This window comes from Pseudarthrobacter xylosi (assembly GCF_055412765.1).
The window spans coordinates 1-25,348 of sequence record NZ_JBVAYT010000011.1 but is presented as its reverse complement, the minus strand read 5'-3'; the positions used below and the strand labels follow the sequence as shown (position 1 = coordinate 25,348).

Here is a 25,348-nt window from a genome sequence, read left to right as displayed (position 1 = left end):
TTGCCCGTGCCGTATAGTTGAGGCGGACTGCAGGCCCACGGGATGAGGACTCTCCCTGCCGCTGCACCATAAAAACACAACCCCGGAACCCTGATGCCCGAGACACTTTCAGCCCATCCGTCCATGGCCGCCCGGCCCTCCACCCCGCGCCAGCGGCTGCGCTACACTCGCGTCCTTGAATCTGCCGCAGGGTTTGCCCGCAAGGGGCTGGAGTCCGTGGACCTCGCGGGCATTTCAGAAAAGTCCGGCGTGCCGCTGGGAACCGTCTACCGCTATTTCCCCACCGCCAACCACCTGATGCTCTCCCTCTACCGCCAGCAGCTGGACGAGCTTCAGGGCCGCGCCCGCACGTCAGCGGCCAGCTTCGGCGGCAAGGCCCTCACCGGTGTGGTCATGGAGATCTTCCATATGCGGGTGATGCAGCCGGCGGTCGAGCAGTGCCTGAGCCGCTGCGTCTACCTCAAGGACAGGGACACCACCGCACTCCTGCATGAAATCGATGCGCTGAGCGAAACGGCGGTGGCCACCGCCTCCGACGACGCCGTAGCGGCCCGGGTGCTCCTGCTGACCGTCACTGGTCTGGTCCAGTCCGTCCGCAACCGCCGGCTTTCGCTGTTTGAGGCCGAAGAGGACCTCAAAAAGGCCTGCACACTGCTCGCTCCGGTGGCTTCCGGGGCCCGGGCCGCCCACCGATCGGCGTAACCGGTCTAGACCAGAGGGCCAATAAAGACGTTTTTATGCCGTGACGTGGGTCACAAATATGCCCGATTAAACGATTTAGCATGCATTTTTACGCCACGGCTGCACTTTTCTGCCCGCCAGCGGTGCTTAGTATTGCAGGACCGGAGTGGCTGGCAACCCGCATCTGCAAGGGCTTCACACCGGGCCCGCCACCTCTGGGCCCAAGAAGCAACGAATTCCACCTTGAGCCTCCCTGTGCTTGAGCCTTTCTGCGCCGTGCGCCCACGGCTAGCCCCAGGAGACAACGACGTGTCCATTGACGCAATCGCACCGACCGACAATTCAGCAGCTACTGCCCTGACCGAGGCCGAGATCTTCGATGCCCACCAGGGCGGGAAACTTTCGGTGACCAGCACGGTCCCGCTGTCCAACAAGCGCGACCTGTCCATCGCCTACACCCCCGGAGTCGCCGAGGTCAGCCGCGCCATCCACAACAACCCGGAACTCGCCAAGACCCTCACGTGGGCGCAGCGCCTGGTGGTTGTGGTCAGCGACGGCACCGCGGTGCTGGGTCTGGGCAACATCGGGGCCGCCGCCTCACTGCCCGTAATGGAGGGCAAGTCTGCCCTGTTCAAGACCTTTGGCGAGCTGGATTCCATTCCCCTGGTCCTGAACACCACGGAAGTTGATGAGATTGTGGAAACCCTGGTCCGTCTCCGCCCCAGCTTCGGCGCGGTCAACCTTGAGGACATCTCGGCTCCCCGTTGCTTTGAGCTGGAAGAGAAGCTGATCGAGGCGCTGGACTGCCCGGTCATGCACGATGACCAGCACGGCACGGCCGTGGTGGCCCTCGCCGCCCTGACGAACGCCGCCAAGGTAACCGGCCGCGAACTCGCAGACCTCCGCGTGGTAGTTTCCGGCGCCGGAGCTGCAGGCATCGCCGTCGCCGAAATCCTGCTCGCCGCCGGCATCACGGATGTTGTCCTGCTCGACTCCAAGGGCGTCATCAACCGGGAGCGGGCCGACATCGCCGCTGACACGCAGAGCAAGAAGTCCCAGATGGCGCAGCGCAGCAACCCCCGCGGCGTCACGGGCGGGCCGGGCGAAGCGCTGCTTGGCGCCGACGTGTTCATCGGGGTTTCCTCCTCGAAGCTGGACGAGACGCACCTGAAGTTGATGAACGCCGACTCGATCGTGTTCGCCCTCTCCAACCCGGACCCCGAAGTCCTGCCCGAGGTGGCTGCCAAGTACGCCGCCGTGGTGGCCACCGGCCGCAGCGATTTCCCCAACCAGATCAACAACGTCCTGGCGTTCCCCGGAATCTTCCGCGGCGCACTGGACGCCGGTGCCCGCCGGATCACGCCGGCCATGAAGCTTGCCGCAGCACGAGCCATTGCCGAACTCGCGGAAGCTGACCTTTCGGCGGACTATATCGTGCCCAGCCCGCTGGATCCGCGCGTCGCCCCGGCCGTGACGGCCGCCGTCGCCGCCGCCGTGGAAGCCGAGTAGCCTCCGCAGCCACACCCTGACACAACGCCCGACGGCGGTGCCTCCCCGCCCAGGGGACGCACCGCCGTCGGGCGTTAAGCGGCGAAGCTGACCGCTGCGCCGCCCTAAACTGGGGCTCATGAACTCCGAAACCGTGGTGAGTGTCCTGTGCGGCCTGGCGATCCTGGTGGGGGTGGCGGGCACCATCATCCCCGTCCTGCCCGGCAGCTTCCTGATCGGGCTCAGCCTGCTGGCGTGGGCCATCTGGGGCGGTGCCGGAACCGCTGGCTGGGTGGTCTTCGCGGTGGGAATGGTGTTTGTGCTCGCCGGCATGGCTGCCAGTGCGGTGCTGACCGGACGGAAGCTCAGGCAGCACAGCATCCCCAACCGCAGCGTGGTGATCGGCCTGGCGGCGGGTGTGGCCGGCATGTTCATCATCCCGGTGGTGGGGCTCTTTGTGGGGTTCGCCGTGGGCCTGCTGCTCAGCGAATTCCTCCGTACCCGGAACTTTGCCACGGCAACGTCCACCAGCTGGGCTGCCCTGAAGGCCACCGGCCTGGGCATGCTGGTGGAGTTCGGGCTGGCGTGCCTGGCGGCCAGCACCTGGGTGATCGGGCTCTGGGTCGCCGCCGCCACGTAGGGCTCGCGCAGGCCCGCCACGTAGCATGGAGAAATGACCGCGGGGGATGCCAGAGGACCGATTTACCGGGACACCCGGGACCTAACGCCGTTCGGGAACGTCCAGTTCCAAACGCCCGTCCGGGAACTCGCGGGCAGCGTGGGCGGGCTGATCCATGGTGTGCTGGGCGGCCGGGACGCCGCGTTGATCGCCGTGGACGGCGAGGTCCCCAGGCTCAGGCGGATGCCCGGCAAAGCGGCCAAGGCCGTGCACGATGCCATCTTCACCGGCAAGGAACCGGAGCGGCTCATCGCCGCGGGCCGGGCCTACCCGGGCTGGGCCGGGCTCTGCTCCGTTATGGCGGGCCTCCTGTCGTACCAGCACGGCGGCTACCTGCGTGCGTCAGAACTCCTCCAGCGGGGGTTGTCCATCAGGAACGGCGACGACGCCAACCAGTATGCGGCCACGTACCTCACGCGTGTGGTCACGCGGGTGGAGGTGGCCGAGCGCATCGAAGTCCCCGTGCTCTTCAGTCAGGAGTCGGTCTTCCTGGCCCTGTCGCACTCCTTGCGGGAGACGGGCCAGCTGGAAGCCGCGCTGCAGACGGCGGCCGGGCTGCCGCCGTCGTTGCCGTCAGCACTGGCGCGCTGCGCGCTGGCGTTCGCGCTGGGACGCGACAAGGAAGTGGTGATCTGGACGGAGGGGCTGCTGAACTCCGATGACCTCTCGGCGGCGTTGCTGCTGCTCCGGGGGCGGGCGCTGCGGCGGCTCGGCGCCCACGCACAAGCGCACGACGCGCTGAAGGAGGTCCTCCGCCGCCGGAAGACAGACGTGGTGCTCCGCAACGATGCCCTCACCGACCGTGCCCTGCTGGTGCTGGACAACGGCCGCAAGTCCCTCAACCCGCGGGACTGGCTCCGCGGCCGGCCGGCGGAGCTGGAGACGTTCGAAGTCATTCGCAAGGACGTTGGCGAGCGCCGGCTCTGGGAGCAGGAGTGGGAAAACCTGGACGGGAAATAGGCGTCGGGTTGCGGGTGGCCTGATGGAACTGCCTCGCGGACTGGCCTTGTGAACCTGCCTTGTGGACCAAGCCGCCCCGTAGTACAACGGAGGCATGAGCGACGCACTCCGGTCCTGGATGGAAAAGTACATCGCCGCGTGGACCACCAACAACCCGGACCACATCCGAGCGCTGTTCACCGAGGAAGCCGTGTACGCCACCCGGCCGCACGATGCCGATGCATGGCGGGGGCGCGAGCAGATCGTGGACCGCTGGCTAGCGGCGGCGGACCAACCGGGGAATTGGACCTTCGACTGGACACTGTTGAGGGCGGACAGTGGGCTGGGGACCGACGGCGGGCTGGCCTTTGTGCAGGGTTTCACGGACTACCTCGGTGACAGTCCCAGCTACGACAACCTGTGGGTCATCCGCCTTGAACCGGACGGGCGGGCCTCGGAGTTCACGGAATGGTTTATGGAGCGCAAAACCTAGGCTTGCGTGAGCCCGGCAACCAGCGGAACCAGCTGCTCTGCGAGGAGCGCAACGCCCAGGGCAACCATGATGATGCCGCTGGCCAGTGTGACTGTCCGCGCGGCGCCGGGCCGGGACTGCAGGAGCTTGCGCGCCAGCAGCGCCACACACGTATAGACGGTCCCGGCCAGCAGGACAAACGTCAGGCCCAGCAGGCCGGACTGCACGGGGACCGGGAGTGAGGCCTCCGGGCTGACGAACTGCGGCACCAGCGCCACAAAGAACAGCAGCCCCTTGGGGTTGATGCCGCTGGTGCCCATGCCCTGCAGGAAGGTGCGGAGCTGGTTGGCGGGCTTCCCGACGGCGCCTGCCGCACTGAAGGAGGCGCCGCGCCAGGAGCGGAGGGTGCTGACGCCCAGCCACAGCAGGTAGCCTGCGCCGACCACCGTGAGCCAGCCTAGGACGCCCGGCAGGCCGGACAGCAGGGCCGCCAGGCCTGCCACCATCAGCAGCGTATGTAGGACATAGCCGCCGCAAAGTCCGGCCACGGCCGGGACAAAGCTGCGCTGCCGCAGGCCGGCCGTGATGGAATACGCCCAGTCCACGCCGGGGGTGCAGGCGAGGGCGACGGCCACCAGCACAAAGGCGACAAACAACTGGGGATTCATGGCGGGCTCCTGTCCGATTAGGTACAGGACAAACCTTATGAAGTATCCGGCCATAAGTGCTTACCATTTTCGCTGCCCGTGGCCTGGTTTTGGTAAGATTTTTGCGTGATTGACCATATTGATAGGAATATCTTGCGCCACCTGAAAGAGGATGGCCGGATGACTGCCACGGCGCTGGCTGCGAAGGTCGGGCTCACGGTGGCGCCATGCCACCGGAGGCTCCGGGACCTGGAGACGTCGGGCGTGATCCGCGGCTACAAGGCGGACATTGATCCGGCCGCCGTCGGGCTGGGTTTCGAGGCCATTGTGTTCGTCACTTTGCGTCAGGTGGACCGCTCCACGATGGAGATCTTCGAAAACCGGGTGGCGGACAATCCCAACATCGTGGAGGCCCAGCGGCTGTTCGGATCCCCGGACTACCTGTTGAAGGTCATCGCCGAGGACCTGCCTGCCTACCAGCGCTTTTACGACGCCGAGCTCACCTCATTGCCGGGTGTTGAGCGGCTGACGTCCACCCTGGTGATGAAGAACCTGAAGTCCAACGCCGGCCCGCCGGTGTAGCGCGGGTCTTCATCGCGCCGACGGTCCGCACGCCACGTTGCCTAGGCTGCCGGGCTGACATGGACGATGATCACCTGGGTGTCCTTGGTGCCGTCGTAGCGGAGGTCGTAGTTCACTTCCAGCCCCGTGTCCGTCCCTGAGGTGATGGAAAAGTCGCTCTTTCGTTCGGGGTCCCGCTGGGCGCCGGCGATCCAGCGTTCGGCGGAGTCGGCGTTGACCCCGTACCGTTCCACGCCGTCCCGGATGAGCTCAAAATACTCGTCTGGGGAGTTGGCGGTGAGGAAGTAGGTGACCTCGCTGAAGTCCGGCCGTTTGTCAGTGGTGTTGAATCGGATCCGGTCCGTTTCTCCACTGATCTCGCCGCTCGGGGCAACGATGGTGAATTTGATCTTTCCCGAGTCCCGGGTGTTGATCTCGGGCCCATAGCTGTCTTCGGTGACCCGTACAGCAGCCTTTTCCAGCCGTCCCGAGCTCATGTCCAGCCGTGCGGTCTTGGACTCCCGGATGGCGGCCACTCCGGCGGCGTCGAGGGTGGAGAATTCCGAGGTGCTCATGGTGCTCCCTTGAGAGGTCGGTTCGGTGGCGGTGCCGCTGATCTGGCAGCCGGGCAGGGCGAGGCAAGCGGACAGTGCAAGAAGTACGACGGCGGCCTGCCGCCTCAGGAGCGAGGACGCGGTTGCGGACGTCACTGGTGCACCTCCGCGCCGAAGCCATCCACAAAGCGGTCCATGATGCCAGGGATGTTGTTGATTGGCCTGTACTGGTCCACGCGGTCATTGAAGTCGGAGGCGATGATCTGCTCAGCCCGTGCGGGATCCGTCGCAAGCAGGTCCTGGTAGGCCGGAAGGGTGTCCTGCCTGATGAGTTCCCAGCGCTGGTCGGCGTTGGAGATGTTCCCGTCCGGGAAGCCGGTGGTGAAGTCCGTGCGGAATTGGGTGGGGTTGTCCCAGTTGGTGAACGGCACGTTTTCCGGCCCGGGGCTCTCCACGCTGAAGCTGTAAGGGAAGACCTCCGGGTAGCTCTTCGCCCCGGGAATGGACGGCTCGCCGGCCAGCGTGACCAGGTACGTCACGGCTTCCCCGCCAGGGTGGTTGCGCATGTTGTCGTAGTCGTCCGCGATGATCTCGTTCTGTTCGCGGTACAGCAGGGAGGTGTTTCCCTCCTGGATGAGGGCCGGGTTGCCCGAATCGATGTTGGCCCAGGCCTCCGCAGTTTTGGAATCAATGGCGCCAGAGTCCTGCAGCCGGTTGATCTCGTCGATTCCGCCGTTCATGTAGGCCTGGTGCTGGCGGGCCTGGTCGAGGAAGATCTCCTTGTTCATGTCCAGCATGCTGGTTTCGTAGTAACGGATCTCCGCGTCGGTCATCCCGGCGAGCTGTTCGATCTGGTCAAGGATGGGAAGAGGGACGTCCGAGGCCGGATTGTCCGCGATCTGCTGTGCAAGGTCCCGCAGCATGGCCATGTCCTTGAACCCGCCAGCGAAGGACGGGCCGATCATGTTGGCCATGCCGGCCCACTGTAGGTCCGGGTTGGAAAGATAGGCCTGGCCGTAAAAGTCGTAAACCTTCTTGATGGTTTCCCAGTTGTGTTCCGTGCCCTTGGATGTGTCCCAGCTGGAAGGGTCGATCCCCATGTCCAGCATGGCTTGGTTGTTCCAATAGGAGTTGAGGAAATCCGCGTATTCTTCGGAGTTTTTGTCGATCAGGCCGGAGTCGGCGGCGGCGTCCATGGCGGCCTTGGCACCCTCAGGGTTGTCCAGGGCCCATTGCCTGAATTCGTCGCTGCTGAGATATTCCTGGCGTTCTTCAGGTGTCATGCCGTTCAAGCGGTCAGTCAGATCCTGGGCGGCGCCTTGACCCGAACCGCTGCCCCCGGGGCCGCTGCCGCCAGAACCGCCACCGCCGCTATTGCTGGCCTTTTCCTGCTCGTCCGCATTGGCTAGCAGCGACTTGGAGGCCGACTCAAGCCCGGCTGTTGCCGACTTCAGCAGCTTTAGGTGCGACGAGGTCCAATCGCTCCGGAAGCGCCCGGCGTCGTGCCCTTTCCAGGTGCCTGTGCCGATGACGCTGGTGAGCTGCTGGCCGAGCAGGTTCAGCCTGGTGGCGCCGCCTGCCAGGTCCTTGGCGAGCTGCCGCAACTGGGCAACGTCGCCGCCGTAAAAGTTCCCCGCCATGTTTCCCCCTGAATGGATTCCCGTGCCAGCCTAGCTGCGATGCGCCCGAGCAGGCGATGGGGAGAGCTCCCCGTACGGGTTGGAGTGCGCGGCCCAGAGAGACGAACTCAGTCCTGCAGCAGTCCGGTGGTGCGGTACGGGATGACCTCGCGCAGGAACATGCTGGTGGAGGTGCGGACGATTCCAGGGCAAAGCCGGATCTCCTCGGACACGCGGTAGAGGTCGTCCGGGCTGGTGGCCACCACCCGGATCAGCAGGTCGGTGTCGCCGGCAGGGGCGTGGCATTCCAGGACCTCGGGGATCATGCGGAGCGCCGCGATCGCTTCGTTGAGGTGGCTCTGGTCCAGTTCGGCGCTGACGGCCGCCGCCACACCCCGGCCCAAGGCGGAGGGGAGCACCCGGCTGCTGTTGGGACGAAGGGCGCCCGACGCCGACATCCGCTCCAGGCGCGACTGGACGGTCCCGCGCGCAAGGCCCAGCCGTTGCGCCAGCACCATGATGGGGACGCGGGGGTCCTCGTCCAGGGCGTTGAGGATGCGTTTATCCGTGGGGTCCAATTGCTGCAATCTGATCAGTTCCTGTCGGAGTGTGTGGCTGTTATTGGTCAGACTGACCAGCGAAATACATGCCGGTTGTGCCAACTGTAGAGTGTCTGCTCAAATTGTGGCAACAAGGGCTAAGGCTACCGCCGAATCCCGCAGGCTACAGGAACACCGGCACACCACCCGGCAACTGGACACCGCCTCCCGCAAGGAGGACGCCGCTGATTGACACTTGTTCACACCACGGTCATTCTGCACACACGGCAAGAGCCCCTGAGCCACCGACGTCGGATCCCCGAAGTCATCGGTAGCTGAGGGGCTCTTGTGCTGTCCGGACTAGGGTTGATCCATGAACCCAGCCGGACGCTTTGCCCCCAGCCCCTCCGGCGAACTCCATGTAGGCAATCTCCGCACCGCGATGCTCGCCTGGCTGTTTGCCCGGTCCACGGGACGCGACTTCCTGCTGCGCGTCGAGGACCTTGACCGGGCGCGGGCGGGCGCTGAGGCGGAGCAGCTCCGCGACCTGGAAGCCGTGGGCGTGACGTGGGACGGCGCCGTCGTGCGCCAGACGGACCGGGCTGCCGTCTACACCGAAGCGATCGGGCAGCTGACTGCGGCAGGCCTCACCTACGAATGCTTCTGCACGCGACGCGAAATCCAGGAGGCGCCGTCAGCGCCGCACGCCCCGCAGGGCGCCTACCCGGGCACCTGCCGGGACCTCGACCCTGCTGAGCTGGAGTTCAAACGCTCCACCCGGCCTGCCGCCATCCGGCTTCGTGCCGAGGCAACGGAGTACGCCGTACGGGATCTGCTGCACGGCGATTTCACCGGCGTGGTGGACGATTTTGTCCTCCGCCGCAACGACGGCGTCACCGCCTACAACCTGGCCGTCGTGGTGGATGACGCGGCACAGGGCATCGACCAGGTAGTGCGGGGCGATGACCTGCTGCTGTCCACGCCCAGGCAGGCGTATCTTGCGTCGCTGTTGAATATTCCCATTCCGGAATATGCGCATGTGCCGCTGGTGGTGAATTCTGACGGCGCCCGGCTGGCCAAGCGCGACGGCGCCGTGACCCTGACAGACCTCTCCCGCGCGGGCGCTTCCGCAGCTGACGTACGGAACCACATACTGCAGTCCCTGGGGTTGCCGGCCGGGACGCTGGAACATGCACTCGCAGCGTTCCGCCCTGCGAACCTCCCGCGGGAACCGTGGGTGTGGCGCGGCCCCTAGCGGCCCGCGAACGGCCACTTGCGGCCCTGCGCGTAGGCTTAAGCCATGTCGGAACCCGAATTCATTGAAGCCCACGTCCCTCAACCGGGATTCACTGTCGAGACCGCGAAGGTCCTGGCCGAGGTGGCCCACAACCGGCAGAAGGACAAGCTCAAGCGCCCTTACCGTGACCATGTGATTGCCGTAGGTGATGCCCTGGCGGATTTCGACGACGACATCCGGATTGCCGGTTACCTTCATGACATCGCCGAGGACACCCCCATCACGCGGCAGGCACTGCTGGACATGGGCGTTTCCGAGCGGGCAGCGGACATCATCGAGCGGGTCACCAACCGGCTGCACGATAACCCCAATGACTACCAGGCCGGGATGCACTTCATCGCCGAGGACCACGACGCGGCCCTGGTGAAGATCGCGGACAACGCCCACAATTCGCTGCCCGAACGCGTCAGGGCTCTGGCCGCGAAGTGGCCGGACAAGCCGCCCGTCACCAAGTACCGGGATGCCCGTCCGGTGCTGTATGCCGCCGTCGACGTCGAGGAAGTCCGCAAGATCCTTGCCCGGGTGAATCCCTGGCTCCTGAAGGAGCTGGACGACAGGCTCGACGACGAAGACGACACCGACTACGAGAACCTGACGTATGACGACGCTCCAGCCGCGGAGCCGGCCCCGGTGGTCGAGCCGGTCCAGACCCCGGAATCGGCGGACAGCCGGCCAGCCGGAGCTTCCTAGGCTCCTGCTTTCATCTGCTCCAGGGCTGCGTTCATCCGTTCGGTGCCGCGCCTCTCATCAATGACAATCGAGACGCCCAGCGCCAGCACAATCACCAGCAGGCAGACCGGCACCGAGACCCCGGCGGCGGCAAGTCCTACGCTGCCCGCCAGCGCGACAACGACGCCGGCCGCCACGGCTAGGACGATCCGGTCCACGCAAATCATGACGCTGAAGAGCCAGGTCAGCGAGATTTTGAACAGCGCTACCGGTACCGCAATGCTGGCCACGGCCACGGCGGCGCTGATGTGGGCCTCATGGTCGACATAGTAGGCCGCCACGTGCAACCCGGCGCCAGTTGCGGCGATGGCAGCAAAGATGAGCATGTGCCCGTAGCCGAATAAGAATGAGCGGTGGCGCTGGAGATGTAGGGCCGGGCCGGCGGGCAGGATGAAGTAGATCCACCACATGCTGAACGCGAGGGCCGTTCCGCCCAAACCCACCAGCGCCGCGTCGACGCTCCAGCCATGGTGGGCCACAATGGCGCGGAGGGTTTCGATCGCCCCGATCAGGCATTCGCCAAGCGCAATGATGGCGAGTAGCCCGTAGCGCTCGGCGATGTGGTGGGCGTGCCAGGGGGTGCGCATGCGGCGCTCCGCGGCGTAGGGTGTGGCCATTTCCAGGATGAACAGGGGCGCAGCCACGAGGAACGTCGTCAGGATATCCGCCTCGACGACGAGAACCGCGATCCAGCCGAGCTGAACCACGCCAAGGTACGTGGCGTACCGCAGGCAGGTCTGCCGCCGTGCTGGATCCTGCCGTGCCGCGCGCAGCCACTGGAAGACCAAGGCCAGGCGCATGATCACGTAGCCGCCCACCATCACGGCGTTGTCCACGTGGTCGCCCTCCACGAGCGAATGGAACATCGGCTCAATGCCCATGGCCAGGATCAGGACCCCGAGAAGCTGGACCATCGTGACCACGCGGAACACCCAGTCGTCGGTGTCATAGGCGCTGGCAAACCACGTGAAGTTGATCCAGGCCCAGATCACGGCGAACATCGCGAAGGAGAATCCCAGCAGTCCGGCGCCGAAGTGGGCTTCGGCGATTTCGTGTGCGAACTGGCTCCCGGCCACACCGAAGGCAATGACAAACGTCAGGTCGAAGAACAGCTCCAGCGGTGTGGCGGCTCGGTGCTTCTCATGTGGATCCCGTCCGCCCATGCGGGCCATGGCATGCCTGAGGGGGTTTGTGGACATGGGACAAAGATTACCGCCCGGGCCGTGGCCAGCTCCAGAGCAGTGACGGCTGTGTGACACGGTGCCGCCTGAAAGGGACTAACTACGTGGTCAAAAGCGGCCTTACTGACGCTCCCTGACGGGGTCAAGGTGCGGCGCCGTTGCGGAGTGGCTGCGCAGTCAACCAGAGAAAGTCAGCTACGGACAAGGAAGGCTGCGGTTCTTGAAGGACTGACCACAGCTCGGCCCACCCCGGCGAGGGGTTTGCAGGGAGCTGGCATCCGGGCAGAGTGCTTGAGGACACCGTGTGCGAGGACAGCGTGTGTGAGGGCAGGATGCTTTTGGGCAGAGCGTCCTCGGGCGGTGGACAAGCAGGTTCTTGGTGACCTAACACGTCAAGCATCCCGGGTGGCCAGTGGGGTGGTTCCCAGTCGGGGTGTTCGCTGGTGTAGCGGCGTCCGGTGGGTGATATCCAGCCGGGTGGTTCGTTCTTGGTGGCGGTGGTGGGCTTCCAACCGGTGATGTGTCTGAGTCTGTGGTGTTTGTGGCAGGGCTGGCCGAGATTCGTTATCCCGGTGGTGCCGCCGTGGGCCCAGGCGAGGAGGTGGTCGGCTTCGTTGTCGAGGGAGTGGTTGCTGCAGCCCGGAAACGGGCACTTGCCGTCCCGCAGCCTGAGCCATTGGCGTTGGGCTTTCGTGACCCGGTAGCTGCTCCGCCCAATCTCCAACGGAGCACCATCACGCGGGTCGATCAGGACGCGGTGGAACGATTCGGCGCCGTCGGTGACGAGACGACGGGCCATCGAGGGCGGGATAGGTCCGTATCCGTCGAGCATGGCGGGCTCCTTTGTGAGGCCCATCAGCGCGAACACCGGCACGGTCACGAGGACTTGGGCCCGCGGCGAGGGGACACCGCCATTCCCGTCCACGTCCCCGGCCGCATCGCCGATCCGCTCAAGCAGCAAGGTGGCGATGGTGTCCGCCCGGAGCTGGCTGAGGTTCCGGTCCTCGTCCGGTCCTTGGAGGGCTCGGGCGGCGGTGGTGGTGCGGTCCCAGATCCCCGCCGCCTGGTCGGCGGGCAGGTACGCGGAAAGCCAGGCCATGCCGTCCCGGTCCGGGGAATACTCCACCCGCCGATCCCGGACACCGCGTGCGTGGCGTTTTTCGATGCTGACCGGGTGGTGCCGTTCCCGCCAGGTCCGGGCCTTGGCCCGGAACCGGCCAGGGACCATTTCCCCGGCCGGGCCCCGTGCCGGATTCACGGCCTCGGGGTCCAGAAAATGCGCCTCCAACGCCGCAGCGCCCGCATGGTCCAGGTTCATGGTTTCGTCGACCATGATCCTCGCGTGCTGCCACGAAATGGTCCCGGCCTGCAACGCGGACAACGTCAGCTGCAGAGCCGTCGTCAGGACGTGCGATTCGCCGAGCAGCGCGCCCGCGGAGCGTTCACTGACCGTCATGGCGCAGGCAACCTCGGCGACCACGGCCATCTCCTGGCCCCTGTGGTCCTGCGGGGACTCAGCCGGGCCCGCCAGGGCCTCGGCAGCGGCGCTGTAACCGGCAGCCAGCCAGACCTTCAGGGCGGCACTTTTCGCGTCCAGTCGCGAGATCTCCGCCAGCCCGTCCAGGAATCCATCCGCCGCCCGCCGCAGCGGATCAGCACCGGAACCCTTGCAGTCTGCCCCGCCACGGAGCCGTGCAGCGAGCTCAGCGAAAGACGCCGAAAGGGCCTCCGCCGTCGCCACAGCTGCTCTGCTATCCATACCTAAATCATCCCCGGAGGGTCTGACAATGAGCGGGAGGGTAGATGGCTATGTGCATATCTTTGCGACGGCGATCAACTGCAATGAGCCAACCGCCACGGGCGTCACAGGCCAGGGCCCCAAGTGTCCGTTCGCGCCAACGGCAGGGGCCCCTGGTATACGTTCGGGCCCTGGGCCCGGAGGCTTAGACCCGCCCCAGCGCGTCGATGTCCTCAAGGAACAGCTCGTGGACTTCCTGGCTGACGGTGGTCCTGGTTTCCCCGATCGCGTCGAGGTAGTCCTGCGTGGAGGGCCCCTTCCGGACGGCCTCGCGGACTGAAGCATTGCCGCCGGAAGCCGCGCCGCCGTCGTCGTACACTGCCTTTTCCAGCGCCCGCTGGGAGGCGCTGCGGGCGGCGTACTCAATGTCCGCGGGGGAGAACCCCTCGGTCCGTTCCACCAGGAGCTCCACGTCCACGTCGTCCACCACGGTGGCCGGGATGAAGCGCTGCCACATGGCTTCGCGGGCCTGGCGGTCCGGGAGGCCGATGGGGATGACGTAGTCGAACCGGCCGTGGCGAAGGAAGGCAGTGTCCAGCGCGCGAATGAAGTTGGTGGCGCACACCAACAGGCGGCCGGGCTGTTCACGGAACGCCGGAATGATCTTCAGGAGCTCGTTCGTGACGCCCTGCAGCGGTGAAGGCGGTTCGCCCGAACGCTGTGAGGCGATCTCTTCCACCTCGTCGATGAACACCACGCAGTGTTCCAGCTCCGCGATCTCGAGGAACGTTTCGCGCAGGGCGCCGGCGAGGCCCTTGGGATCGGAGGCCAGCCGGGACGGGAAGACCTCCACGAACGGCCACTCGAGCCGGGATGCGATGGCCTTCGCAAACGTGGTTTTGCCGGTGCCGGGAGGACCAAAGAGGACCACGGCGCGCGGCGGCACCACACCGTATTCATCGGCGAGATCGGCCTCGGCGAGGGGCAGCACCAGCCGGCGCTCCAGGAGTTCCTTTTCCTTGCGCATGCCGGCCACGTTCTCCCACAGGTCGCGGGCCAAAATGCGGCCGCCCAGCTGGCCCAGCGCGCCCAGCTCCTGCCGCTGAACGGGGATGGTCCGTTCGAAATAGCGCAGGTTCTTCTTGAGCGCGAAGCCGCGGCTGAGGAACGCCTCCACCCGGGTTTCCGCTTCCGGCATCAGCGCGGAGAGTTTGTTGAGGCCGTGCGGGGCCATGCGGTTTTCGACGGCGGCGAGCAGCGATGTGCCGATCCCGCGCCCGCGGTATTCCGGCAGCGTGGCCAGGAAGACGATCCAGCCCTGGTCGTGTGCGGCGCGTCCGACGGCGGCGCCCACCACCTGGTCGCCCTGCACCGCCACCACCGCGTGGTCCTTCTCGCAGGATGCGAGGACCTCGGAGAGCGCATAGACGGGCTCAACATCAGAGGCCTTGAGTGACTCCCAGAGGTGCAGGATCCCGTCCAGGTCTGCTGAATGGAAATCCCTGATCCGCCAGTTGGTCATGCCGTGTCTCCCGGGTGGTTCGTCGTTGAACTTTTACAGAGGTCGCGTGTGACTCGCTCTGCTGAGCATAGGCGATCACCTCCCGCACGGGGGTTGCGGGGGCGTTGCATTACGCACGGGCGGATCCGGGGCTACAGCCTCGACGTTTTCTCGCCCTTGGAGCCCTTCCAGAGATGGTGTGGTCGGTGGCTTGCGTCCGTATGCACTACCAGGACCGGGCAGGCAGCGTGAGAAACGCATGCTGAGCTCACAGACCCCAGATGCATACCGGTGACTCCGCCGTGCCCGCGGCGGCCGACCACCAGCATCGCGGCGTCCGCACCGGCTTCGACCAGCTTGGCGGGCGCGGGGCCGCGGACCAGCTCCTGGCTGATGTTCACGGGAAGGTCCGGCCCGAATGCTTTGCCGAGCGCCTCGGCCAGGGTCTTGGCAGCGGCCCCTTCGAAGGCGTCAAAGTCCGGCGGAATGTAGCCGGCGTAGATTTGCGGAAAGTCCCAGCAGGCCACGGCGTGGATCCGGGCGTCGAGGGCGGGCGCCAGTCGTGCGGCGAACCGCAGCGCCTGCACCGAGGAATCGGAGCCGTCCACCCCGACAACAATCTTGGCTTCCGTATTGTCCATCACGGTCCTCCTTGGAAAATGGAAACGGACGACGGCGGTACGCCGGGTTCCGGGTGAATGGAACCCGGCGTACCGCCGTCGAACTCTGCTGGCTGATCAGACTTTGATCGGAACCGGGTGGACTTCGTCGGCGGGGTGGCCCGCGCGCTCGTGGATACGCCGTACAGCTTCCGCAGAGGGGGCCTCGGACAGGCAGTAAACCAGGCCGGACTCGGGATCGGCCCAGGCAGATTTGAAGTCAACGCTCTCGTCGCTTTGAATGGCAAGATCGGCGTCGTGGGCTGCTCTCAGGGCTTCCTGCGTGATTCCGACCATGTTGCGATGAACGTCCATGAATTCCGGCATGATCTTGACGCTCCTTAACTGATTTCACCGTTGAAACAGCGGGATGTGGCCGACGTTAGACCTGCGTCTGTGAACCGTCAAGAGGATTCTGGAAGCGACGACGGCGGCACCTTGATTCCGTGTCTGTAGAACCCAGGTGCCGCCGTCGGGCGTCACTGGCGGCTGGCCGGCAGGGCGCTACTTCTTGAAAGTTTGCGCGGGTGGGTTGGCGATGACGGGGGCGGTGCCGGTGTGGCCGTCGCGGGTTTCGGCGATTTCGCGGATGCGTGCCCGGCAGGCGTACCAGCCGAAGACCATGAGAACGGAGGCGATGGCGGTGACGAGCATGGTCAGGGGTGAGTCGATGAAGACCATGATCAGGACGCCGGCGAGGAAGAGGAGGGAGAGGTAGCCGGTGTAGGGGGCCCCGAACATCCGGAAGGAGGGGCGTTGGAGCCAGCCTTTGTCAGCCCAGCGTTGGAGTTGGATCTGGCACAGGACGATGGTGGCCCAGGTCATGACGATGCCGACAGAGGCGACGTTGAGGACGATTTCGAAGGCCTGCGCCGGCACGAGGTAGTTCAGGGGGACGCCGAGGAGGGACACTCCGGCGGTGATGGCGATGCCGCCGTAGGGGACGCCGGCTTTGTTCATGCGGCCGGCGAATTTGGGGGCGGAGCCGTTCACGGACATGGAGCGCAGGATCCGGCCGGTGGAGTAGAGGCCGGCGTTCAGGGAGGAGAGTGCGGCGGTGAGGACGACGAGGTTCATGATCACGTCCACGCCTTGGATGCCGATGGAGCCGAAGAACGTCACGAAGGGGCTGACGCCCTTCTCGTAGGAGGTGTACGGGAGGAGGAGGGCGAGGAGGATGACGGAGCCGACGTAGAACACGGCGATGCGGAAGACCACGGAGTTGATGGCTTTGGGCATGATCTTTTCCGGGTTTTCGGTCTCGCCGGCGGCGGTGCCGACGAGTTCGATGGAGGCGTAGGCGAAGAGGACGCCCTGCATGAGGATGATCATGGGGAGCAGGCCGTTGGGGAAGATCCCGCCGTTATCCGAGAGCAGGCTCAGGCCCACGGGTTGGCCGTCGACGGGGGTGCCGAAGATGACAAAGTACGTGCCGACAACGAGGAAGACCACCAGGGCTGCGACTTTGATGATGGCGAACCAGAATTCGAGTTCGCCGAAGACCTTAACGGAGACGAGGTTCAGGGCCAGGACCACCAGGAGGGCGATCAGGGCCCAGGCCCATTGCGGGACCTCGGCCATCCAGGGGATGTAGTGGCCGAAGAAGTTCATGTAGAGCGCGGCGGCGGTGATGTCCACGATGGTGGTGGTGGCCCAGTTGATCCAGTAGAACCAGCCGGACACGAACGCGGCTTTCTCGCCGAAGAATTCCCGGGCGTAGGAAACGAACGAGCCGGAGGAGGGCCGGTGCAGGACCAGTTCGCCCAGGGCCCGCAGGATGAGGAACGCGAAGAACCCGCAGACGGCGTAGGCGATGACCAGCGACGGGCCGGCGGCGTTCAGGCGGCCGCCAGCGCCGAGGAACAGGCCGGTACCGATCGCACCGCCGATCGCGATCATCTGGATCTGCCGCGGTTTGAGGTTCTTGTGATACCCCTTGTCCTCCGCGTGCAGGGCAGACTCGGAGGCATGCGCGTGGCCGCCGTCGATGAGATGGTCAGGGATGGGGGAATTCGTCATGATGGGGTCCTCACAGGGCTTCGTTGACGGGTTTGGACAGGGTTGGTGCAGGCAGGAAATCGGTGGCGTGGAGAAGACCCACTTTGTGGCCGCCGCCCAGGACAGGGGCGGTGGCGATGCCGGCGAGCGGACCGGTGTCCACGCCGAGTGATTCAAGCAGGTGGACGGTGGCAGGCATCCGGGCGCGGTCGCCGCCGTCGGAAATCTTTACGGCCACTGCGCGGCCATCCGGCAGGCCCACCAGCTGCACGCCTTCGAAACCGTCCTTCGCCACGGCTCCGGGGAGGAGCCGCATCAGGGCGGTGACGTCCCGGCTCTCGCCGGCCACCATGTCAGGGTGTTGTCTCATGGCGAGTCCGACGGCGGCTTCCGCAGGCAGCGGGGCGGTCCCGCCGTCGTCGGAGGTGCTGGCAATCGCTGCGGCCGCCGCGATGATGCCGAACGCGCGGGCCATGCCGCGGAGGGTGAGGGCGAAGAGCGGGGTGCCGCAGCCATCCGTGCTGCGGGCGAAGGGATCCTCGCCGGTCAGCTCGGTGACGGTGGCCGCGACCAACTGCTGCAGGGGGTGGGACGGGTCGAGATAGCCCTTGACCGGCCAGCCGTTGATAACACACGTGGCGGCCATGGCGGCGTGCTTGCCCGAGCAGTTCTGGGTCAGTTGCGTGGCGAGGAATCCGGTGCGGAGCCAGTCCTCGCGGTCGCTGGCGCCGTAGGGCAGGTCGGTGCTGTTCTCGAGGTCGCCCACGGCCAGCCCGTGCATGGCGAGGATTCGTTGAGTGCCGCCGCGGTGCTTGGCTCCGCCGGAGTGGCTGGCAGCGGCCAGGGCAAGCAGATCCGCGGGGAGGTTCAGGCCGGCGCGGACCATGGCCACGGCCTGCAAGGGCTTGAGGGAAGAGCGCGGGTAGAACGGGGCCAAAGGGTCGCCAGCCGTTGCCAGAATTGAGCCGTCCGCTGCTGTGGCGATGGCCGAGCCGTAGTGAATGCTCTCCACCAGGCCGTCGCGGGTGGCGACGACGAGAGGGGCGTGCTGCGGGAGCGCACCGGCTTCGGTGGCGGCGATGTTGGTGGTGATGCCGGGTGCGGGAGTGCCGGTGGCAGTAGTCCGGGCAGCTGAAAGGGCAGGGGCTGGCATGGGTTCCTTGGGGCTACTTGTTAAGGATGGAATCGAGGGCCACGCCCACGGCGCGCAGGTGTTCGGCCATGGCCAGGCTTGCGGCCTCGGCGGAACCTGCCTCGATGGCGGCCAGGATCTGCTGGTGCTCGATGTCCGACGCGTGCTGGCGGTCGGCCACCATGTTCAGGGTTTCCGACTGGAAGGCGAGGGCTCCCCGGATGTCGGCCACCACGCTGGCGAACACTTTGTTGCCGCTGGCGCGGGCGATGGCGGCGTGGAAGCTGGAGTCCAAGGCAACCCAGGATTCGGGGTCCGCCTCAGTGGTCATGGCGGCCACAATGTGCCGCAGCGTCTCGAGTTCCTCCTCCGTCCGGCGGCGGGCCGCCAGTCCCGCTGCCGGAACTTCGATGTGCGGGCGGGCCTCGGTGAGGTCCCGCGCGGAGTACTGCCCCAGGGTTAGGTCATTCGCCACCTTGTTGGCAACCACAAACGTGCCTTTGCCTGTTTTGGTGACGGTCAGGCCCAAGGCTGTGCAGGACCGGAGTGCCTCGCGGATGACCGAGCGGCTGACCCCGTACTGCTGGGAGAGCGTGGCCTCGGAGCTGAGCTTTCCACCTACCGGGACCTGACCGGACTCGATGTCTGAACGGATGGCGTTGAACACCGCCTCGGCAGCACTGAGGCGGGCCAGGGGCTGCGCTCCGGAAGGCTGCTCGTGGGTGGACTCCGCAGGCTGTCCTGCTGTCCGGCTGTCTGACAGGTTCACACATAAAATATGGCACTGGTCACACGCCGTGTCAACCCGGGTGGTGACTGGCGGGTGATTCGCGGCGCTCTCGCCTGAGGTAAACGCGTCGTCTTCCTCAGGCGAGACCCGCCGCCGTACGTCAGCCGCGGATCAGTGGATCCGCTCCCTGGACTCGGCAGTCACACGTGCAAGGGCATAAAAGGGCGTGCAGCCGGTCCTTGTGCCGGGGGAAATGTTGGAGCGGATCAGCGAATCAGCCTCGAGCACGGCCAGGTGGTAGCGGACGTTGTTCCTGGAGGACCCGACGGCGCTGCTGATGTCGGACACCTTGCTCGCCCCGTTGCTGGCGAGATATCCGATGATCCTTGACCTCACGTTGGTGAGCCCGGCCGCATCCTGGGGGAATGAGTAAACCATTTCTAATTCCTTTCAGGGCCAGACGATCAGTGCATTGCGGGAGCGGAGGCGGGAGCCAGGCTCTGGTCCGCGTCCGCTGCTGCCGGGATCCCGTCTGCTTCGGGTGTGGCTTGGTCGTGTTTCCTGCCGATGACGGCGGTGGCGATGGCATTTCCGAGAATATTAGTGGCCGTGCGGCCCATATCCAGCAACTGGTCCACTACCAACAGGACGGCAATGCCGGCAGCCGGGACTCCGAAGGCCGGCACGACGGCGGCGAGAACCACAAGCGAACCCCGGGGAACGCCGGCCATGCCTTTACTGCTGAGCAGGAGCATGGCTGTCATTGCGATCTGCTGGCCCAGGTCCATGTCGATGCCGTAGGCGTTGATGAGGAAGACGGAAGAGAAGGTCATGTACATCATGGAACCGTCAACGTTGAACGAGTATCCCAGCGGCAGCACGAACCCGGTGGTCCGTTTTTCGATGCCGAACTTGGTCAGGCCTTCGATGAGTTTGGGCAAGGCCGCTTCGCTGCTGGACGTGGCGAACGCTATGACCATGGGTTCGCGGACCATTCGCACCAACCCGAAAGCCGCACGGCCGAGGAACGCCGTGGCGACGCCGATCATGATGACCCACAGGGCCGAGAGGGAAACGTAGAATCCGCCGATGAATGAGGCATAGGTGGAAAACGCGTCCAGGCCCTTCGCGGTGAATGCCGAGGCGATTCCGGCGAAAACGCCCACCGGGGCTGCCAGCATCACATAGCCGGTGACCTTCAACATGACCTTCATCAGCTCGTCGATCGCATCAGCAATGGAGGAGTGGCCACTCTTCCGGAGATTCAGCAGGGCGATGCCGAAGAGAGCGCCGAATACAAGGATCTGCAGTGGGTTGTTCGTGGTCAGGGCTGAGAAAACGCTGGTGGGAATGATGTTGGTGATGAACGCCTGGAAATCGAGGGGCTTCGACTCCAGGACCGCATCACCGGTTGGTACGAGGTGAAGACCAGAGCCCACGTTGAGCAGGTGGGCCATGATGAAGCCGAACGCGCCCACCAGTGCCGAGGCGCTGAGGAACCAGATCATTGCGCGCCCGAATAGCTTTCCCACCCCGGCTGATTTCGCGGCTCCGGCGATGCCCGAGACCAACGTAGCGAAGATCAATGGGGCAATGATCATCTTGATCAGGTTCAGGAACATATGCGTCACTGTGTCGAAGACGGCTACAAGGGAATCCCGCATATCACCGGGAAGGAGCCAGTGAAATACCAGGCCGCTGATGATTCCCATCAGGAGTGACGCCAGAATCCACTTTGTCGATTTGTTTTTCAAGGACAATCCTTCGGTTAGTGCCGCGATTCAGCCCTGGTCTGGGGCGCGGTCCTCGTCTTTGAGGGCCGATTCTCGGAATCCGGCGGGGGATTTTGGGCACGACGGGGTACCCCGGATCGGATGAAGCGACCGGGGAACGGCGTCTGCTGTTAGGGGGCGGTTGGTGGGCCCACGACCGCCGGGTTCCCTGACCGAGCTTGCGAGGTTAGGGGGCGGTTGGGGACTACTTGCTGAGGTTCGCCAGGCGCTCGGGACTGAGGAGTTCCTGGAGCTGGGCGGCGGTAAGCAGGCCGTGTTCGAGCACGAGTTCGGCCACTCCCTTGCCCGTGGCGAGAGCTTCCTGGGCGATGGCGGTGGCCGTGGCGTAGCCAAGGTGGGGATTCAGGGCCGTCACCAGGCCGATTGACTGTTCCACGGTGAGCCGGAGATGCTCGGTGTTGGCGGTGATGCCCCGGACGCAGCGTGCCGAAAGGGTGCGGCAGGCAGCTTCGAGGTGGGAGATGCTCTTGTGGAGGCTGTGGACAATGATGGGTTCGAAGGCGTTGAGCTGGAGCTGGCCGGCTTCGGCGGCCATGGTGATGGTGACGTCGTTGCCGATGACCTCGTAGGCCACCTGGCTGACCACTTCCGGGATCACCGGGTTGATCTTGCCGGGCATGATGGAGGAGCCGGACTGGACGGCCGGCAGGTTGATCTCGCCGAAGCCGGCGCGCGGGCCCGAGGACAGCAGGCGGAGGTCGTTGCAGATCTTGGAGAGCTTCACGGCCACGCGCTTGAGCACACCGGACAGGTGCACAAAGGCGCCCACATCCTGGGTTGCCTCGATGAGGTCGACGGCGGTGACTAGGGGGAGCCCGGTGACCTCGGCCAGGTGCCGGCAGGCTGCTTCGGTGTAGCCGGCGGGCGCGTTCAGGCCGGTGCCGATGGCTGTGGCCCCGAGGTTGATTTCGTGGATGAGCAGTTCCGCCTCGGCGAGGCGCAGCCGGTCTTCGCCGATGGTGATGGCGTAGGTGCCGAACTCCTGGCCCAGTGTCATGGGGACGGCGTCCTGCAGCTGAGTGCGGCCCATCTTCACCACGGTGCGGAATTCCAGTGCTTTGGCGGCGAAGGCTTCTTCGAGTTCGGCCAGTGCGTCCAGCAGTTCCCGGCCGGCGAAGATTGTTCCCAGTTTCACGGCTGTGGGGTAGACGTCGTTGGTGGATTGGCTGAGGTTCACGTGGTCGTTGGGGTGCAGGCGGGCGTAGTCGCCTTTGGGGTGGCCCAGGATTTCCAGCGCCCGGTTGGCGATGACCTCGTTCGCGTTCATGTTCGACGACGTCCCGGCGCCGCCCTGGATGACGTCCACCACGAACTGGTCGGCCAGTTGGCCGTTCATGATGTCGGTGCACGCCTGCTCGATTGCCTGGCCGCGTTCGGCATCCAGTAGTCCCAGTTCGCGGTTGGTGCGGGCGGCGGCTAGCTTCACGGCGGCGAGTCCCCGGACCAGGTGCATGTTGGAAGACAGGGGTTGCCCGGTGATGGGGAAGTTTTCCACGGCGCGGAGCGTGTGGACACCCCAGTAGGCGTTCACGGGGACGTCGCGGTCACCCAAAAGGTCATGCTCGGACCGGGTCTCCGGAACGGCATCAATGGCGGTCAGGCTGCTGGTCATTTTTGTCCTCACAGGGCTTCGTTGACGGGCTAGGACGGAATACGTTCAGGGTGTGCGGGAGGCGCGTTGTAGCTGCACCGCAGAGTAGGCGGGCGGGGAATCGCTGGGCGGGATCGCCAGCTGTTCCTGAGTAGGGCGGGCGGGACGGGGGACTTAGGGGGCCGGTGGACTATGGGATGAGGCCGGCCGGCGTCGTTCCTCCGGGGACAACGGTGCTCAAGGCGCATTCCACGCCATGGAGGTGTAGGGTCATCGCTTCGCGTGCGCCTTCCACCGAGCCCCTCTCGATGGCTTCGAAGATGCGGGCATGTTCTTCACCGGACTCGGCACGCCGGTCCGCAACGAGGTTGAGCGTGTTCGACTGGTTCGCCATTGCATCGACAATGTCGGACAGAAACTGCTCAAAGACGCCGTTTCCGCTGCACCGGGCGATCGTGGCGTGGAACTCGGTGTTCAGGAGCACCCACTGCTGCAGGTCATCCGCGCGGGACATCTCCTGGAGAATTTCCCGAAGTGCCTCCACGTCTTCGTTGCTGCGGCGCTCGGCGGCCAAGCCCGCTGCAGGAACTTCGATGTGCGGCCGCGCCTCTACCAGGGCACGCGCGGAGTACTTGCCAAGCTTGAGGTCAGAGGCAACCCGGTCAGCGATGACGAACGTGCCCTTTCCGGTATGGGTGGCGGTGAGCCCGAGCGCGGTGCATGAGCGCAGGGCTTCGCGGACCATTGTGCGGCTCACGCCGTACTGCTTGGCTAGCGATGTCTCCGAGTCCAGGCGCGTACCGACGGGAATCTTGCCGCCTTCGATGGCCCCCCGGAGTGAGGCGAAGACGGCTTCAGCGGCGCCCACCCGGACGATGCGATCTTGTCTAGCTGTCCAGCTGTCCAACAGGTCCATATGAAGACTATGGCACCTGTCATCATGCAGTGTCAAGGACGCGGAGGCCGGCGACGGGCTCGAGCCCGTGCAATTCGAAGTTGACGCGTGACGTGCGGCTTCCCGGCACAATCAGGGGCCTCCGTCTGACCCCCGCTCCTGCCGTCGCCGGGCCGGTGCATCTGCAAGCTAATTGATGGTGAGGGTGGCGTCGTCGACGTACATCCAGGTGTCGTCTGCGGGGACGGCTCCGTCGAGGTGGACGTTGAGCCAGAGGGTGATGGTCTGCCCTCGGTAGGCGCTGAGGTCCGCGGTGATGAGGGTCCAGGTGGCGGAGTTGCTGGCGCGCTTGAAGAGGCTTCGCAGGACGGTGCCGGTGGTGGAGCGTAGTTGTCCTTCCATCCAGTCGTATCGGCAGGCGGTTCCGGTGCAGGGTTCATCGGTGGTGTGGGGCTTGTACCAGAAGGACAGGGTGGGGGTCCCGGTGGCCGGGACGGCGATGGTCTGGGACAGGATGCTATCCCCGAGGGGCTCCGCGCCCGAGGTCAGGCCCAGGAGGGCGGAGCCGGTTCCGGTGCGGGCGGTGGTGGAGGCTACGGGGGCTCGGACGCCGCCGGTGGTCCAGCCGGTGAGGCCTGATTCGAATCCGCCGTTGGTGATTGAGGTCCCTGTGGCGGTAGCGGTGGGGGTGACGGTGTTGGATGCGGGGGAGGCTGGGGAGGTGCCGACGGTGTTGGTGGCGGTGAGGGTGAAGGTGTAGGCGGTGCCGTTGGTGAGTCCGGTGATGGTGGTGCTGGTTGCGGGCGGGTTGCCGGTGACGGTGACTGGGGTGAGGTTGGTGGTGCCGGTGCGTGGGGTCACGGTGTATGAGGTGATGGGTGAGCCGCCGTTGTTCGGTGCGGTCCAGGACAGGGTCGCGGAGGCGTTCCCGGCGGTGGCGGTGACCCCGGCCGGTGCCGCCGGTGCCGTGGTGGTTGTCGAGGCAAACGCCTGGGCGCCCTGGCGGACGGTGACCATGGCCAGCCCGCTGTTTTTCACCGCGGCCAGGTGGGAGTCGAACACGGCCGTGTCCGTGTGATAAATATCCCCGCCGAGATTCGCTCCCACCTCGTGGTAGACCAGCACCAGCCAGGTGTTGTTGGCCTTCGCGGAATTTATCCAACCCTGGATCGTTGCGTTCGAGGTGGTGGAAACAACGTTCTGCACCCGGATGTTGTACGGATCGAAGCCGGCCCGGGCGTTGAACCCGCCGTCGGTGTTGCGCTGGGTGGCGTAGTAATTCTTTACCGCCGTTGTGGTCGTCGCGTTGTACGCCCCGTAGGGCGAAGCGAAATCGATCGCGGCTGACGGACCAAACATCTGCTGCAGCGTGGCCTTGCTCTGCGAAAGCTCGTTATTGCGTTGAGTGGCGGTGAGTGTGGTCAGGTCCGTGTGGGTGATGGTGTGGGACGCGATCTCGTCGCCACGGTTGGCGAAGGCCTGGATTTGGGCCTGCGTCATGTAGAGCGGAACGTCATTGATCGCCTCCGTGTAGATGTACATCGTGGCCGGAACCCCGTACTTGTTCAGGACGGGCAGCGCATTATTGTACTGGCTGGCCCACCCATCGTCAAGCGCCNTGATGGTGACGGGGGTGAGGTTGGTGGTGCCGGTGCGTGGGGTCACGGTGTAGGAGGTGATGGGTGAGCCGCCGTTGTTGGGTGCGGTCCAGTTCACGGTTGCGGAGGCGTTACCTGCGGTGGCGGTGACTGCGGTCGGTGCCGCGGGTGCCGTCGCGGCCGCGGCGGGGGTGACGGGGCCCGATGCTGCTGAGGCGGGTGAGGTGCCCACGGTGTTGGTGGCGGTGACGGTGAAGGTGTAGGCGGTGCCGTTGGTGAGTCCGGTGATGGTGGCGCTGGTTGCGGGCGGGTTGCCGCTGATGGTGA

25 protein-coding genes are annotated in these 25,348 nt (G+C 65.5%); 8 read left to right on the top strand and 17 right to left on the bottom strand.

Annotated elements, in window-relative coordinates; translation table 11 throughout:
• Positions 1-93: 93 nt before the first annotated feature.
• From ACZY1F_RS19135 to ACZY1F_RS19115, 5 genes are all read left to right on the top strand, one after another.
• The gene (locus ACZY1F_RS19135) at positions 94-702 is read left to right on the top strand and encodes a TetR/AcrR family transcriptional regulator (protein WP_463943980.1); all 609 of its coding nucleotides are present in this window, start codon (positions 94-96) and stop codon (positions 700-702) included.
• A 288-nt stretch (positions 703-990) separates the two neighbouring features.
• A complete protein-coding gene (locus ACZY1F_RS19130; protein WP_463943978.1) occupies positions 991-2,190 on the top strand; it encodes an NAD(P)-dependent malic enzyme in 1,200 nt (399 codons plus the stop codon).
• 118 nt (positions 2,191-2,308) lie between these two features.
• Positions 2,309-2,809 (top strand): DUF456 domain-containing protein, encoded by a 501-nt coding sequence (locus ACZY1F_RS19125; protein WP_463943977.1) that lies wholly within the window; start codon positions 2,309-2,311, stop codon positions 2,807-2,809.
• A gap of 33 nt (positions 2,810-2,842) precedes the next feature.
• Positions 2,843-3,808, top strand: coding sequence for a hypothetical protein (locus ACZY1F_RS19120; RefSeq protein ID WP_463943975.1), 966 nt, complete (start codon positions 2,843-2,845; stop codon positions 3,806-3,808).
• A 94-nt stretch (positions 3,809-3,902) separates the two neighbouring features.
• On the top strand, positions 3,903-4,280 hold the full coding sequence (locus ACZY1F_RS19115; protein WP_463943973.1) for a nuclear transport factor 2 family protein: 378 nt from the start codon (positions 3,903-3,905) through the stop codon (positions 4,278-4,280).
• Here ACZY1F_RS19115 and ACZY1F_RS19110 read toward each other — a convergent pair.
• Positions 4,277-4,927, bottom strand: a complete 651-nt coding sequence (locus ACZY1F_RS19110; RefSeq protein ID WP_463943971.1) for a LysE family translocator — start codon at positions 4,925-4,927, stop codon at positions 4,277-4,279. The genes ACZY1F_RS19115 and ACZY1F_RS19110 overlap by 4 nt on opposite strands.
• A gap of 105 nt (positions 4,928-5,032) precedes the next feature.
• On the opposite strand from ACZY1F_RS19110, the gene ACZY1F_RS19105 reads away from it, so the two are divergent.
• Positions 5,033-5,488: an Lrp/AsnC family transcriptional regulator gene (locus tag ACZY1F_RS19105; protein ID WP_463918986.1), complete on the top strand. Its 456-nt coding sequence runs from the start codon at positions 5,033-5,035 to the stop codon at positions 5,486-5,488.
• 41 nt (positions 5,489-5,529) lie between these two features.
• Here ACZY1F_RS19105 and ACZY1F_RS19100 read toward each other — a convergent pair whose 3' ends face one another.
• The 3 genes from ACZY1F_RS19100 to ACZY1F_RS19090 all read right to left on the bottom strand — a co-directional run bounded on the left by ACZY1F_RS19100 (position 5,530) and on the right by ACZY1F_RS19090 (position 8,227).
• On the bottom strand, positions 5,530-6,177 hold the full coding sequence (locus ACZY1F_RS19100) for a hypothetical protein (protein WP_463943969.1): 648 nt from the start codon (positions 6,175-6,177) through the stop codon (positions 5,530-5,532).
• Positions 6,174-7,661, bottom strand: a complete 1,488-nt coding sequence (locus tag ACZY1F_RS19095) for a WXG100 family type VII secretion target (RefSeq protein WP_463943967.1) — start codon at positions 7,659-7,661, stop codon at positions 6,174-6,176. The genes ACZY1F_RS19100 and ACZY1F_RS19095 overlap by 4 nt, the downstream gene beginning before the upstream one ends.
• Before the next feature lie 107 nt (positions 7,662-7,768).
• Complete coding sequence (locus ACZY1F_RS19090) at positions 7,769-8,227, bottom strand: Lrp/AsnC family transcriptional regulator (RefSeq protein WP_463943966.1); 459 nt, start codon at positions 8,225-8,227, stop codon at positions 7,769-7,771.
• Between the two features lie 325 nt (positions 8,228-8,552).
• Here ACZY1F_RS19090 and gluQRS point away from each other — a divergent pair, with 325 nt between their 5' ends.
• A complete protein-coding gene (gene gluQRS / locus ACZY1F_RS19085; RefSeq protein ID WP_463943964.1) occupies positions 8,553-9,434 on the top strand; it encodes a tRNA glutamyl-Q(34) synthetase GluQRS in 882 nt (293 codons plus the stop codon).
• Positions 9,435-9,479: 45 nt separating this feature from the next.
• Positions 9,480-10,166, top strand: a complete 687-nt coding sequence (locus tag ACZY1F_RS19080; protein ID WP_463943962.1) for an HD domain-containing protein — start codon at positions 9,480-9,482, stop codon at positions 10,164-10,166.
• Here ACZY1F_RS19080 and ACZY1F_RS19075 read toward each other — a convergent pair.
• The 13 genes from ACZY1F_RS19075 to ACZY1F_RS19015 all read right to left on the bottom strand — a co-directional run bounded on the left by ACZY1F_RS19075 (position 10,163) and on the right by ACZY1F_RS19015 (position 25,088).
• On the bottom strand, positions 10,163-11,404 hold the full coding sequence (locus tag ACZY1F_RS19075; RefSeq protein ID WP_463943960.1) for a low temperature requirement protein A: 1,242 nt from the start codon (positions 11,402-11,404) through the stop codon (positions 10,163-10,165). The genes ACZY1F_RS19080 and ACZY1F_RS19075 overlap by 4 nt on opposite strands.
• A 124-nt stretch (positions 11,405-11,528) precedes the next feature.
• A complete protein-coding gene (locus tag ACZY1F_RS19070) occupies positions 11,529-13,145 on the bottom strand; it encodes an HNH endonuclease signature motif containing protein (RefSeq protein ID WP_463943958.1) in 1,617 nt (538 codons plus the stop codon).
• 184 nt (positions 13,146-13,329) lie between these two features.
• Complete coding sequence (locus ACZY1F_RS19065; protein ID WP_463918975.1) at positions 13,330-14,646, bottom strand: ATP-binding protein; 1,317 nt, start codon at positions 14,644-14,646, stop codon at positions 13,330-13,332.
• Between the two features lie 131 nt (positions 14,647-14,777).
• Complete coding sequence (locus ACZY1F_RS19060) at positions 14,778-15,266, bottom strand: universal stress protein (protein ID WP_463943956.1); 489 nt, start codon at positions 15,264-15,266, stop codon at positions 14,778-14,780.
• A 96-nt stretch (positions 15,267-15,362) separates the two neighbouring features.
• The gene (locus ACZY1F_RS19055) at positions 15,363-15,611 is read right to left on the bottom strand and encodes an SCO4226 family nickel-binding protein (protein ID WP_463943954.1); all 249 of its coding nucleotides are present in this window, start codon (positions 15,609-15,611) and stop codon (positions 15,363-15,365) included.
• 177 nt (positions 15,612-15,788) lie between these two features.
• Positions 15,789-17,303, bottom strand: coding sequence for an amino acid permease (locus tag ACZY1F_RS19050; protein ID WP_463943952.1), 1,515 nt, complete (start codon positions 17,301-17,303; stop codon positions 15,789-15,791).
• 10 nt (positions 17,304-17,313) lie between these two features.
• Positions 17,314-18,435, bottom strand: a complete 1,122-nt coding sequence (locus tag ACZY1F_RS19045; protein ID WP_463943951.1) for an asparaginase — start codon at positions 18,433-18,435, stop codon at positions 17,314-17,316.
• A 13-nt stretch (positions 18,436-18,448) separates the two neighbouring features.
• On the bottom strand, positions 18,449-19,183 hold the full coding sequence (locus tag ACZY1F_RS19040; RefSeq protein WP_463943950.1) for a FadR/GntR family transcriptional regulator: 735 nt from the start codon (positions 19,181-19,183) through the stop codon (positions 18,449-18,451).
• 132 nt (positions 19,184-19,315) lie between these two features.
• Positions 19,316-19,582 carry a winged helix-turn-helix domain-containing protein gene (locus tag ACZY1F_RS19035; RefSeq protein ID WP_463943948.1) on the bottom strand — a complete coding sequence of 89 codons (267 nt, stop codon included), beginning with the start codon at positions 19,580-19,582 and terminating at the stop codon, positions 19,316-19,318.
• Positions 19,583-19,608: 26 nt separating this feature from the next.
• Positions 19,609-20,898, bottom strand: coding sequence for a dicarboxylate/amino acid:cation symporter (locus ACZY1F_RS19030; RefSeq protein WP_463943946.1), 1,290 nt, complete (start codon positions 20,896-20,898; stop codon positions 19,609-19,611).
• Between the two features lie 223 nt (positions 20,899-21,121).
• Positions 21,122-22,549 (bottom strand): aspartate ammonia-lyase, encoded by a 1,428-nt coding sequence (locus tag ACZY1F_RS19025; protein ID WP_463943944.1) that lies wholly within the window; start codon positions 22,547-22,549, stop codon positions 21,122-21,124.
• A 169-nt stretch (positions 22,550-22,718) separates the two neighbouring features.
• Positions 22,719-23,444, bottom strand: coding sequence for a FadR/GntR family transcriptional regulator (locus tag ACZY1F_RS19020; RefSeq protein WP_463943942.1), 726 nt, complete (start codon positions 23,442-23,444; stop codon positions 22,719-22,721).
• 168 nt (positions 23,445-23,612) lie between these two features.
• A complete protein-coding gene (locus tag ACZY1F_RS19015; RefSeq protein WP_463944134.1) occupies positions 23,613-25,088 on the bottom strand; it encodes a polysaccharide deacetylase family protein in 1,476 nt (491 codons plus the stop codon).
• Between the last annotated feature and the right edge of the window lie 260 nt (positions 25,089-25,348).